The 13458-nt window shown below is 39.2% G+C and carries 11 protein-coding genes; 2 read left to right on the top strand and 9 right to left on the bottom strand.

From position 1 onward, the window contains the following. Window positions 1–2 precede the first annotated feature (2 nt). The 6 genes from MHH31_RS16445 to MHH31_RS16470 all read right to left on the bottom strand — a co-directional run bounded on the left by MHH31_RS16445 (window position 3) and on the right by MHH31_RS16470 (window position 7176). Window positions 3–662 (bottom strand): exopolysaccharide biosynthesis polyprenyl glycosylphosphotransferase, encoded by a 660-nt coding sequence (locus tag MHH31_RS16445; protein ID WP_008348294.1) that lies wholly within the window; start codon window positions 660–662, stop codon window positions 3–5. A gap of 199 nt (window positions 663–861) precedes the next feature. After that, window positions 862–1440 carry a hypothetical protein gene (locus tag MHH31_RS16450; RefSeq protein WP_223255607.1) on the bottom strand — a complete coding sequence of 193 codons (579 nt, stop codon included), beginning with the start codon at window positions 1438–1440 and terminating at the stop codon, window positions 862–864. A 135-nt stretch (window positions 1441–1575) separates the two neighbouring features. Then, entirely contained in the window at window positions 1576–3066 is a 1491-nt protein-coding gene (locus MHH31_RS16455; RefSeq protein WP_342495008.1) for an N-acetylmuramoyl-L-alanine amidase, read from the bottom strand. A 140-nt stretch (window positions 3067–3206) separates the two neighbouring features. After that, window positions 3207–4697, bottom strand: coding sequence for an N-acetylmuramoyl-L-alanine amidase (locus MHH31_RS16460; protein WP_058336990.1), 1491 nt, complete (start codon window positions 4695–4697; stop codon window positions 3207–3209). Between the two features lie 21 nt (window positions 4698–4718). Beyond that, complete coding sequence (locus MHH31_RS16465; RefSeq protein ID WP_058336991.1) at window positions 4719–6827, bottom strand: SpoIID/LytB domain-containing protein; 2109 nt, start codon at window positions 6825–6827, stop codon at window positions 4719–4721. A gap of 25 nt (window positions 6828–6852) precedes the next feature. Continuing rightward, window positions 6853–7176, bottom strand: a complete 324-nt coding sequence (locus MHH31_RS16470) for a hypothetical protein (protein ID WP_024719258.1) — start codon at window positions 7174–7176, stop codon at window positions 6853–6855. Between the two features lie 182 nt (window positions 7177–7358). Between MHH31_RS16470 and MHH31_RS16475 the strand changes: the two genes are divergently transcribed. Further along, a complete protein-coding gene (locus tag MHH31_RS16475) occupies window positions 7359–8279 on the top strand; it encodes a LytR family transcriptional regulator (protein WP_073412884.1) in 921 nt (306 codons plus the stop codon). Between the two features lie 232 nt (window positions 8280–8511). Here the strand turns inward: MHH31_RS16475 and wecB are convergent, their stop codons facing one another. Beyond that, a complete protein-coding gene (gene wecB, locus MHH31_RS16480) occupies window positions 8512–9651 on the bottom strand; it encodes a UDP-N-acetylglucosamine 2-epimerase (non-hydrolyzing) (RefSeq protein ID WP_047946954.1) in 1140 nt (379 codons plus the stop codon). Between the two features lie 268 nt (window positions 9652–9919). On the opposite strand from wecB, the gene galU reads away from it, so the two are divergent. Beyond that, a complete protein-coding gene (galU, locus tag MHH31_RS16485) occupies window positions 9920–10801 on the top strand; it encodes a UTP--glucose-1-phosphate uridylyltransferase GalU (protein WP_008343198.1) in 882 nt (293 codons plus the stop codon). 26 nt (window positions 10802–10827) lie between these two features. Here the strand turns inward: galU and tagH are convergent, their stop codons facing one another. Together tagH and MHH31_RS16495 are read right to left on the bottom strand one after the other, a co-directional pair. Then, window positions 10828–12426, bottom strand: a complete 1599-nt coding sequence (gene tagH / locus MHH31_RS16490) for a teichoic acids export ABC transporter ATP-binding subunit TagH (protein ID WP_342495009.1) — start codon at window positions 12424–12426, stop codon at window positions 10828–10830. Window positions 12427–12445: 19 nt separating this feature from the next. Beyond that, a complete protein-coding gene (locus MHH31_RS16495) occupies window positions 12446–13285 on the bottom strand; it encodes an ABC transporter permease (protein WP_025208081.1) in 840 nt (279 codons plus the stop codon). Window positions 13286–13458 lie beyond the last annotated feature (173 nt).

Below are 13458 nucleotides of genomic sequence, written 5' to 3' on the forward strand. Positions count from 1 at the left end.
ACTTATCTGGCTCCGTCACCAGTCACGATGACTTTTAACGTTTTTACCATAATCTTCGTGTCGAGAGAAAATGTCAAGTTTTGAATATACTGTAAGTCATGTGATAATTTTTCACTTGGACTCATTTCATATCCCCCATTTACTTGAGCAAGACCTGTCAGCCCCGGCTTCACTGTCAGTCTTTTTGTAAAGCCTGGAATCGTCCGATTAAATTCGGCAGTAAACATTGGTCTTTCAGGACGTGGACCTACAATACTCATTTCTCCTTTTAACACGTTGATAAATTGCGGCAGTTCATCAATTCTTGTTTTTCTGATGAATGCCCCCACTTTGGTGATACGAGGGTCATTTTTTTGCGCCCATTTCGCTCCTCCGCTTTCTGCGTTGGTTCTCATCGATCTGAGCTTCCATAATTTAAAGTAGACACCGTCTTTTCCGACCCTTTCCTGCATATAAAAGGCTGGCCCTGGTGTTTCTAGCTTAATTAAAAGGGCAAACAGTAAAATGATTGGCGTACTCAACATCAATCCGATGAACGAGAACACGACATCTATGAAACGTTTTGCAAATAAATATCGAACCATATGTTCTGTTAAAGCAAAAGAGTGGTTTCGTCTCACTTCATATTCTCTGTAAAGGTTCATCGCTTTCTCTGCGCTCACTGACCTGCACCTCACCATTCAAAGTAGTTGTTGTGTAAAGAGATGTTCTATGAAAGTCAGTTTAGCAGAGCAACATTAAGCAAATGTAAATGGGCTGTTAAGTCTTGTAAAAGTGTGTTAAGAATGTGCCCTTATATCAAGTTATGCCCTTTTAAACGTAAAAAAGACCCGCATTTCTGCGGGTCTACGTGTCTTTTTTTTATTTTGCCTTTACGGATTCGATCGTCTTCAGTCTAAGCGTTCCGTTTGCATCTTTTGTATAAGTTACTTTCACTTTTGACTCTTCTTTTAGGCTGTTCACTTGTTTAGAAAATGTATTTCCGAATTGAATGGCTACTTCTTTTCCATCAATGTTGACAGCAATTGTATGTCCATCAGCCAAACCGACATATGTGCCTTCTTTGGTGACTTCATTTTTCTTCGTTGTAGATTCTTTTTTTGTTTTAGATTCAGCTTTTGACTGATCGTTTGTCGTTTCTTCTTTTGTGATTTCCTTACTTGAGCTTTCTTTTGCATCTTCATCAGATTGACCTGCTTGGTCTTCTGTTTGAGCAGCTGTTTCTTTGCTTTCATCATCTGCTTTTTCACTTGCAGACTTGTCTTCCGTCTTTTCATCTGTTGCATTTTCTTTCTTTTGATCTGCTGCTTCAGTTGTTTCTTTTTTGCTGTTATCCGTATTGTTATCGTTTGACTGATTTGATGTGCCGCATGCTGTGAGCATTACACCTAGAAGTAAAACTAAAAACGGCATTGTGATTAATTTTTTCAAGATCGTCACCTCTTCATGATTTGTCGATTTGCTGTCATTGGAAGGCAAATACGTGAAAAATCCACCCTCTATGTTTCGATTATAACAAAAATAACCTGAAATGAAATGTATTTTTAACTTGACATATCATTCATTCGATCTATTTTATTCAAAATATTGAGATACACCTGCTGCGATTCCTGAAGCCAGCCGCTCCTTGGCAGTCGTTGATTTTAATATACTGGCATCAATCGGGCTGGTTACAAACCCCGTTTCAAGCAAGATGCTGGGCATTTTTGAATACTTGATCACGTAGAATCCTGCTGTCTTCACACCGCGATCTCTTGTGCCAAGGGCTTTCACCATCTGGGGCTGTACCTTTTGTGCCAGCTTTAAACTATTGGCCGAAGCATACGTCGCATCATAATACGTTTCTGTTCCATTTGCACCGCTATTATCATTTGCATTGGCATGGATGCTGATGAACACATCCGCACCAGCCTGTGATCCTTTGCTTACACGTGTTTGCAAGGAATCAAATGTATCAGATGTTCTAGACATGACCGTCAGCGCACCCGCTTGTTTGAGCCTTGCTTGCAGTTTTAACGCGACATCCAGATTAACATTTTTTTCAAAAAGCCCATTTCCTACCGCTCCAGCATCCTGTGCACCATGACCTGGATCAATAAAGATGGTTTCACCTAACACATGATTTTTCAGCTGTGTGATCACACTGGTTCGTATGGTTGATGTTCCGCCCAACACTGTAAATGTTGAAATCTTTTTAGTCCCAATGACACGACGAATCGCATCTGGCACTGATTGAGCGTCTGTAAGAAGAAGGGTTTGCCCTTGCTTGGCTGCCGTACTTGCCGCAGCTGCCGCATCGGCATATGCATAGCCGTTACTCATATACGTTTGGGTTGTCTTCATCGGGTATGTTTTCGCAATTCGGGCTGCCACTTCATACCGATTGGCTCCGCTGATTCTCGCGGGTGATGGCAGCTTTTGATAGGCTGCTTGATTGACACTTGTTTCCCCGCCAATCACAATCGTCCGTTTCACCGCTTTGCTTTTTAATAGATTGGCTGTTTCCTGCCGCAGCCCTTTTGCATCGGTTAATAAAATAGGAAGGCCCTGTTTTGCAGCATATGGAGCAATCGCCACAGCATCTGCATAAGCAGAACCATTCACAATCACAGCTGTATCAACACTCTTCATTTGCTTAGCAACGTTTGCCGCCAATTCATATCGATTCTTTCCTTGTATTCGCGATACGGATAGATTCATTGCTTTTAGCTGCGCTACGACTTTTTGAGAAATGCTTGCGGTTCCACCAAGAATGATAACACGCTTCGTTTTCAACTGCTGAAGACCTGACTTAGTTGCACCTGAAAGACTGCTAGTATTCGTTAACAGCACTGGGGCTCCTTGCTGAAAGGCATACGGCACAGCACTTAGCGCATCAGCATAAGCTTCACCGCCTACTAAAACAACTGTAGGTGCTGTCGACCAGCCACGTTTTGCAGCGTTAACTGCCACCTCATATCGATTACTTCCCACAATCTTTGATACATTGTGCTGCGCAAATGCTGATGGTGCATATAAACATAGTGAAACCACAATTAAAACAAAACATTTGATATAAGAACGCATGAAGTCAACCTCCTTGGTTTTGAACCCTTCATCATGGAACCCTGGAAACACTTCATGTACTTTTGAAAAAAGGCTGCCGAGAGTCGTTTCTCGAGCAGCCTAAGAGGTGTATCTTCGGCACCCCTCATTTGTATGTTTTCTTATCTAAAATAGCCTGAAACACCGCTTGAAATACCTGACGCCAATCGATCTTTATAAGTAGCGGATTTCAAAATATTTGAATCAACTGGACTGGAAACAAAACCAGTTTCTAAGAGAACGCTTGGCATCTTAGAATATTTAATGACGTAGAAGGCAGCTGTCTTCACACCACGGTCTCTTGTGCCTAATGCACTGACCATTTTAGGCTGAATATTTTGCGCGAGCTTCAAGCTGTTTGTTGCCGCATATGTTTTGTCATAATACGTTTCAGTTCCATTTGCACTGCTGTTATCATTTGAGTTCGCATGGACACTGATGAAGATATCTGCATTTGCTGACGCACCTTTGCTCACCCGTGTTTGAAGACTATCGAATGTGTCTGATGTTCTTGACATGGTAGTGAGTGCACCAGCACTTTTCAGTTTAGTGTTCACTCTCTTCGCTACGTCTAAGTTTAAATTTTTCTCATAAAGACCATATCCTACAGCACCAGAATCTTGAGCACCGTGGCCAGGGTCAAGGAATACTTTTTTACCTACAACCGGGTTCTTTAATTGAGATGCTACAGTATTCGTCACTGTCGTTGAATTTCCGACTACTGTGAATTTCGTTATGTTTTTACTGCCGATAATTGACCGAGTATGGACAGGCAAAGTTTTCTCATTTGTTAATAAAAGAGCTTTCTTTTCTTTCGCTGCAATGCCAGCAGCTGCTGGTGCAGAGGCATAACCAAATCCTCTCGCAACATACGTATTGCTCGTACTTAGTTTATACTTAGTCACAATCTTTGCTGCAATATCATAGCGGTTAGCACCCTTTATTCTCGTTGGCGACTTTAGCTTGTTGTATGCTGCTTTGGTAACATACGATTCGCCGCCAATCACAATTGTTTGCTTAATATTACTAGTTTTTGCGAAAGTTGAAATTTCAGAACGAAGTCCCTTTTTATCTGTATATAAAATTGGGAAACCTTTTTGTGCAGCATATGGCGCAATCGCAATCCCATGCGCATACGAATGACCTTCTACAACCACTACACCAGCTGGTTTTTTCATTTGCTTTGCAATATTCGTAGAGATTTCATATCTGTTCTTTCCCGTAATTCGTTTTGTTGAAATCCCTAGTTTTTTTACTTGATTGATGACATTATTTGAAACACTTGCCGTTGTTCCAATCGCAATCACATTTTTCGCTTTTAATGACGTTAATCCTTTCTTCGTTTCTGATGAAAGGTTTTTACTATTTGTAAAAAGAACTGGCGCATTATGTTGATACGCTAAAGGGACAGCTGCTGTTGCATCAGCGTAAGCTTTTTTCCCTACTAGCACAACGGTATTCGCTGTTCCCCAACCTTTTTTCGCCACATTGACAGATAAAGAGTAACGATTTCCCCCATCTATTCGTGATACAGAATTGTCCGCTGAAGCTGTTGGAACAATAATGAAAATGGCGATGAGGCTGAGGATGGCTGTTTTGATCATTGAGCGCATCTTCTGTGTCCTCCCTTAACTTTAATAATTTGTTAGTTTTGTACCTGGATAGTAGAACGAAAGTATAGAAGAATACGAGTTTCCAGATTCAGCTCTAGCTTTGGCGCCGTATTGACTCATCCCAATACCGTGACCATAACCTTTTCCTGAAATCGTGAAATCATTTGTATTATTCTTTACTGACGCAAACGTACTTTTCACCTTTGTTGCGCCCATGACTGTTCTAAACTCTGTCATTTTCATACTTGCCGTTGTACTTTTGTTCACTGTATACGTACCTGTTTTGTTTTTCAGATGGTAATTCAGCTTGATTGAAACGGTCTTCGCACGCTGACCTTTTGTTTTTCCTGAGAATGTCAGGCTTGAAATAGATGCAATTCTCATGTCAGATGCAGCTGTTTCTTTATTTTTCAACAGCCATGATTTTAGACCAGCAAGGTCGGCAGCATTGGCTTCTTTTGCCTTAGACCACTCAGAAGCTGCTGTACTTGCAGTCAACGTAGTGCCTAATTGCTTTTTAGACAACTTCAGTGTCCACGCATTGACAGGATCTTTTGTGTCCTGCTTGGCGACTAAGTATGGCAGTGCATTTCCCCATACTTCTTCACTCGCCTCAGTGTATCCACCATTACTAGAATAATAGGTGGCTGAAATAAGTTGATTGTTGTATTTTAGAACCTTGCCTTTTGTGGCATCAACAGCTTTTGTTGAATTTGTGTACCAGTTATATCCTCCATATACTTGGAAGGCTGTTGTATCAGGTACAACTTTTCCAATACTTTTCACTGAATACGTTCTAGCGGCAACTGCTTGTGCTTTTAATGCCTCAACATGCCAGCTTGCAGGCATTTCGTTTGGCACAACACCTTTTAGATAGTCTTCAAATGGAATGTTTTCATTAGTCGGCCTAATATATCCTGATTCAATAGCAAAGTTGACGTTACCTAAGTATGGCTTCCCTGCGATTTGAAGGGCATTTTTGGTTGAATATTTCTCAGGAACAACTCTTAATGTGTTATACGTCTTAATGCCTTTCAATGAAATTTTTCCGTTAGAAATATTCAATTGGTAGTTTTGATTTTTTTTCAGATAGACTTGTTTGGCTAAAGCGTTTTTGAGCGTATCTGAAAGCACACTTGAACTGCCTGCTATATGATATGTATGTGTGCCGTTTTCTTTTAAAAGTTTCTTTAAAGAAGAAGAGAAAGAATCTTTTTTGACATAAATCATAGTACGATTGTTTTTCGCTGCTAAAAGTGACATAGGAATTGCATATTTTGAGCTAGAACCTTTAGCAAGATATACTTTATCTACATTTAACTTTAATTTCTTGATGATGTTAACAGAAAGTTCATAGCGATTTTCACCACTGATTCGTGTAACTTGTGATGTCTTTTTTAATTGTTTTTCTACTTTTTCGCTAATGCTTTTTGTACTTCCAACTACAATTACCTTACTAGGAATCTTATAAGTCGGAATTGAATTTTTCTTTGTTAATAAGATTGGATACCCATTTCTAGCTGCATAAGAGATCATGGATGTCCCATTCATAAAGGAAGCCCCGCCAGCAACAATTGCCTGCTTATAACTCCCCATCTCTTTGGCTACTTTTTGAGATATTTCAAATTTATCTTTTCCGCTTATTCTTCTAATCTTCCCGTACTTTTTTAAGGTTTTCTCAGTGGTAGACGAAATACTTTTTGTATCCCCAATGATTAAGATGTTATCGGGTTTCATTTTTTTAATTTGGTTCTCAGTTGCTTTTGTTAGCTTCGCAGCACCAGAATAAAGAATTGGTGCATCTAATTTGTAAGCCAATGGAGAAACGGTCATTGCATGATCGAAAGCATCCTTATTTACGACAACGATAGTTGATGGATTCTTCCAGCCAGAATCAGCAATACTATTGGCTACTTCGTATCTATTATTCCCCTCATATCTTTTCGTCACAGCAACATTGGATCCTGACAGCTTGTATTCCCCAGTTGTTGAAATATCCATGCTTGTTTTGTTTCCTATATAATTAGACAATTTCACTGAAATTGTCGAGCTGGCCATGGCAGACTGAAAAGGTGCAATTAATAGTGTCATTGTCATGAGAACGATAAGTGTAATGCCTGTTTTCTTCAATTTTGTTCATCCCGCCCATCTTTTTTTACTTCTGTTTTTCAATCTTTTGAATTTCTTTTTGACCATTGTCATTGATAAAGTAAGAGATTTCTACTTTGTCACCTGGTTTAAATTCATTTAATACATCTTTAAAATTATCCGTAAATTCATAGCTTAAGGTCGTATTCACTTTTTTTACTTCGACTGTATGTGCATCAGCCATTCCAATAAATTCAGCTTTTTCTTCCAGCACCTGAGGAGTTGAACTGCTTGTCTTGTTTTCTCCTGAGGATTGCTCAGCCGTTCCACATGCTGTGAGCACGATACCTAGTAGTAGTATTAAGAACGGTAAAACGACGATTTTCTTCATTTTTTTCACCTCATGTCTTTGTATCGTCTTATAACTTAATATTTTAAGGTAAATTTAAGGTTTTTTGAAACCTTTTTTTTGTTACAACGTCTATATCTAGGTTCAGAGTAAAAAAATAACTTGTTTATCAAGATTCGTAAACCTATAATCATGGGAGAATGAGAGAAAAGGTGAGGGACAGAATGAGAGCAGAGAGAAAAAGAAATAAGAAAAAAGCACTTTGGATTATTTTATCTATTATTGGCTTGTTTGTATTAGTAACGGGCGGCTATGCCTATCATCTTTGGAATACAGCCGCATCAACTGTCGCAGGCATTCAGGAGAACTTAAAGAAGTCAGATAAGCGTGACAAAGATGTCGATTTAAGTAAAAAAGACCCGATCTCCATTTTAGTCATGGGTGTTGATGAAAGAAAGAATGACCGCGGCCGTGCAGATACATTAATATACATGACAGTGAATCCGAAAACGAAAACAACTGAGATGGTGAGTATCCCCCGCGATACATATACAAAGATTGTCGGAAAAGGCACAATGGATAAAATCAACCACTCCTACGCTTTCGGCGGTACACAAATGGCGGCAGATACAGTAGAGGAACTGCTTGATGTACCTGTGGATTACTTTGTGAAAGTGAATATGGAAAGTTTTAAAGACATTGTCGATACACTTGGCGGGATTACGGTGAACAGCACGTTTGCTTTCAGCTATGATGGCCATTCATTTGGTACAGGAGAGATTAACCTGAACGGTGATCAAGCCCTTGCCTATACAAGAATGAGAAAGCAAGATCCTAAAGGTGACTTCGGTCGTCAGGAAAGACAGCGCCAAGTCATCGAAGGTATTATTGCAAAAGGGGCTAACATTTCCTCTATTACGAAATTCGGCGATATGTTTAAAGTCGTTGAAAACAACATGAAAACGAATATGTCCTTTGACGACATGTGGACGATGATGAATGATTATCGTGATGCAAGGAAAAAAGTGAAACAGCACGAGCTAAAGGGAACAGGCACACGAATCAATAATATTTATTACTATCAGCTTGATGACAGTAGTTTAGCGAAAGTGAAGAAGGAATTGAAGGATAGTTTGGAGCAGTAAAAAAAGACTACAGGAATGTAGTCTTCTCCGATTGTTGACAAAGGGCTAAAATGAACTTGATTTTAGCCCTTTGTCTTCTTTTCAGCGTGATAGAAAGCCCTTGAAGTCTAGGAAGGACGAGAACTGGAGCGGAGCGAATTTGACATTCGTGAGCACCAGCACGCAGGACTGACAAAGAATGCGAGGGTTTGTCTACACGCTGAGAAGACTACAGGAATGTAGTCTTCTTTTTTTATGATTGAAATGGGGCTGGTTTTTCATCACTTAAACCAAAACGATGAAGGAGTTCTTGGACAATTCGTTTCGACGCTTGTCCATCACCATAAGGGTTAGAAGCCTTTGACATGTTATCGTACTCTTGCTTGTCTTCTAACAGCTCTTTTGCCATCTGATAAATGGTTTCTTCATCGGTTCCTGCAAGCTTAAGCGTACCAGCTTTCACGCCTTCAGGACGTTCTGTTGTATCACGCAGCACTAATACTGGCTTTCCTAAAGAGGGAGCTTCCTCCTGCACACCGCCTGAATCCGTTAAAATAAAGTTCGACGCAGCAGCGAAGTTATGGAAATCAACCACTTCAAGCGGCTCAATTAAGTGCACACGATCAAGATCACTGAATTCTGTCTGAGCCGCATCACGAACAGCAGGATTTAAATGGACAGGGTATACGACTTGAACATCTTCAAATTCTTCGACAACACGGCGAATCGCTCTAAACATGTTCTTCATCGGCTGACCAAGATTTTCTCTGCGATGAGCCGTTAATAAGATCATTTTATCTGAACCGATCTTCTCTAGAATTGGATGTTGATAGTGTTCTGTGACTGTTGTTTGCAGGGCGTCAATGGCCGTATTCCCTGTCACACAGATGGTCTCTTCTTTTTTATTTTCTACTAAAAGATTCTGCTTCGCCTCAGCCGTAGGGGCAAAATGAATGTCAGCAATAGTGCCTGTCATTTGGCGGTTCAATTCCTCAGGGAACGGTGAGTATTTATTGTGAGTTCTTAAGCCAGCTTCGACGTGGCCGACAGAAATTTGGTGATAGAACGCAGCCAAACTTCCTGCAAAGGTTGTCGTTGTGTCGCCATGAACAAGCACAATATCAGGTTTTTCTTCTTGGAATAATTGATCTAGTTTCAACAATGCATTTGATGTAATTTCAGATAATGTTTGGCGCTGCTTCATGATGTTTAGATCATGGTCTGGCGTAATAGAAAATGCCTCAAGAACTTGATCTAGCATTTCTCTATGCTGAGCTGTTACAGTGACAATTGAATTTATTTGTGGATGTTTATTAAGTTCAAGGACAAGTGGAGCCATTTTGATTGCTTCAGGTCTAGTACCGAAAATAGTCATTACATTTAGTTTTTTCACTGGTCTATGCCTCTTTCCTAATATAATACTTTCAATTATACACAATTTGGAGGATAAATTTAATGATATAAAAAAGAAATTTACATTGAATTAACGTTATCATTCACCCTCCTTTACATTTAACATATAAAATGTAAACTATCTAAAAATCATTTTTAGTGAAATCATTTGTCTTTCCTATGATTTGTAAGTTACACTTTATAAAGACGACCAAGAACTAACATTGATTATTAAATCGGTTATCTATGTAAGGAAGGTGCAAAGTTCATTGAAAAAAGTACGTAAAGCCATTATACCAGCTGCAGGTCTCGGGACACGTTTCCTCCCTGCCACAAAGGCTATGCCTAAAGAAATGCTACCAATCGTTGATAAACCAACCATTCAATATATTATTGAAGAAGCTGTTGAGTCAGGAATTGAAGACATTATTATTGTCACTGGAAAAGGGAAAAGAGCCATTGAGGATCATTTTGATTTTGCGCCAGAGCTTGAGCGCAACCTTGAAGAAAAAGGAAAAAGTGAACTTTTAGAAAAAGTGAGAAAATCCTCTAATATTGCTGATATTCATTACATCCGCCAAAAGGAACCTAAAGGACTCGGACATGCCGTTTGGTGCGCACGCAACTTTATCGGTGATGAACCTTTTGCTGTTTTATTAGGTGATGATATTGTCCAAGCGGAAACACCTGGACTTCGCCAGCTAATGGATGAATATGAAAAAACCCTTTCATCCGTGATCGGCGTTCAGCAAGTCGCAGACAGCGATACGCATCGCTACGGGATCATTGATCCTCTTACCCAAGAAGGCCGCCGCTATCAAGTGAAAAACTTTGTTGAAAAGCCGCCGCAAGGAACCGCACCATCCAATTTAGCTATTTTAGGGCGCTACATTTTCACGCCAGAGATCTTTATGTACCTTGATCAACAAGAAATTGGTGCAGGCGGAGAAATTCAGCTGACAGATGCCATCCAAAAGCTCAATGACATCCAGCGTGTATTTGCCTATGATTTTGAAGGAAAACGATATGATGTCGGAGAGAAGCAAGGTTTCATTGAAACGACGCTAGAGTTTGCCCTTCAAGATGAAGAGCTAAAGAAAAAACTCATTCCATTTATGAAACAGCTACTTGAGAAAGAAGAAGTGAATTAAAAAAAGCTGCCGGCATCGGCAGCTTTTTATTTGCTCGCTGAAACAGTCAGCGTATGCTGTTCATTATCGATAACAAATAGATGATTTTCGCCTTTTACTGCGAATTTCGTTTGTTTTTCATTCATCCAGACATTTTGTTCTGTCAGCCCAAGCGTTGAAGGAGAGATGGGCATGATCTCGTGGAACACCATCGTATTTGCCTGGCCATTTTCAATCACATAATCGGTTTTCTCAGTGGTCAGCCGCTCAATGGTATCGCCTTGTTCACTTTTGACCGAGCTAAGTGTCTGCATTCTTTGCTTCAGCACAGACTCTTCTTTTCCAAGAAAAGAAAGTAAGTACTCATACGAACCTGCAGATGCAGGCGATACATAAGAATTAAACTGACCTGGTCCGATGGATAATGGCTTCAATTTATCCGTCGTCTTAAAGGCTTTCGGCTCCACAAAATACGTTCCTGCTGCTGTTTTAATTTGAACGATTTTTTTATTTTCACCTACAGCCTTTACTTCTTGTCCAAACGACAACGAGACGTCTGCCTTTTCCTTCATGGCTTGGTCTTTATAGACTGTTAATGGATCTTCCACAACAATACCTTGTTGATCAACCTTTTTTAAAGACGTATCCTTCGGCTGAGAACTTGTGGACTGGGGCACTTCTGTTTTATTTAACGTAATGGCCCCAAAGGTGGCCAGCGTTCGAAGTGGGCGATCTGAAAACATCGAAAGAGCAAGTAAAATCGTCAAGATTGTAACAAAGGTCACTTGAAATGCAGGACCAAAAAATGAACGTTTCTCTCCTCTATCTTTATAACGAGTGACTTTTTCTGCCTTGTGTACTCCTTTTCGAGCTTCCTTCTGTTCCATGTGATATTCTTGTTTCTCTTTCTTAGAAAGCTTGTTAAACCAATTCACAAACCCTTTGTATTCTTCTACGACCTTATCCGTAGCATCAAACATACGAAGCTCGCCATAATGCATCCATGCAACTCGGTCGCAAATTTTTTGGATTTGGCCAATGGAGTGACTGACAAAAAAGATCGTCTTTCCTTGCTCTTTAAATTCTGTAATGCGATCCACACATTTTTGATAGAAGGTTTGATCTCCTACAGACAGTGCTTCATCAATAATGAGGATATCTGGATCAATATGTGCAGAAATAGCAAAACCAAGTCGAGATTTCATTCCACTTGAATAGCTTTTTACAGGCTGTTCAATAAAATCACCAATATCCGCAAACTCTACAATTTGTTCATAAAGATCGTCTATTTCTTTGTTCGTCAACCCCATCATTAAGCATTTCAAACGAATATTGTCTTTCCCGCTTAATTGGTTGTTCAACCCTGCTGCAATGGCAATTAACGAGGGCTGACCATCCATTTCAATTTCACCGCTTGTTGGGGGAATGATTTTTGCTAAAAGATTAGACATGGTCGATTTTCCAGACCCATTGATCCCAACAAAACCAATTGTCTCACCCTCATATACATCAAAGGAAACGTTACGAACAGCAAAGAAACCTTTATTGTTTTTATTCGGAAAAAACAGCCCTTTGATTTTATCTGACTGCTTTTTATATAGAAAATACTGCTTGGATACGTTTCGAAACGAAACCTTTAGTTTCATCGTATAATCTCCTTACTTTTTAAAGAAAATCGACAAATTTATCCCTAAATTTCAAATGAAGCAATGAACCAACTATTAAAAGAAGAAGTGTAATCAGCCAAAAATAAAGCGTATATTTGACATCTTGAAAAAACCAATCTCCTTTAATAAAACTTTTCCTAAATCCATCAATAATATAATATAAGGGATTTAATTTTAGGGTAGTCGCAATCCATTCATACTTACCCGTGAATTTATCTCCAATATCCCATAAGATAGGCAGCAAAAACATGAGTAATCTTGTCAAGGATTGCAACAGTTGTTGATAATCTCGAACAAGAACACTAATCGTTGAATTAAACAGACTGAAAGCGAACATAAACGCAATCATACAGATAAAATAATAAATATATTGAATCCAGTGGATATCAGGATAGATGCCATTTGCTATGAGCATAATCACATAAATAACCATCATTAAAAAGTAGCTGAATAAATTAGAAGTGATGACTACTGAAGGCAAAGCACTAATAGGAAAATTCATCTTAGATACTAAATTTATGCGTTTAAAAACACTATTCGCACCCTCTGTAATCGTCGAACTAATAAAAAACCATGGAATTAAACCTGCTAACATCCAAATAAGAAAGGGTATACTTACGTGAGAACCGTCTGCCATTTCTGCGGTTCTTCCGGCCCCTCTAAGACCTAAACCGAACACAAACCAATAAGCCATAATTTGAATTAGTGGGTTCAATAATTGCCACAGAACGCCCAAATAATTCAATTGGTATTTTGATTTGGTTTCATATACAGCTAACCTTAAAATTAATGGCATTGAACCAAACTGCTCTTTTAGAATTTTATACAATGCATTCACTCTAATCTTCCTTAATTTTAATTGAATAGAATAGACTTTAAATTGATAAAAGCACCGCTCATAATTGTAACAGAAAAATTCCTTCTTTTCATCTTTGATGTATAAACAAAGTGTTCATGTCTGTATAAACAAACTTTTTCATCTCGTCTTCATTATACAGACAGCTATTAATC

The organism is Bacillus sp. FSL K6-1033, assembly GCF_038630765.1.
GTDB classification, from domain to species: Bacteria; Bacillota; Bacilli; order Bacillales; family Bacillaceae; genus Bacillus; species Bacillus altitudinis.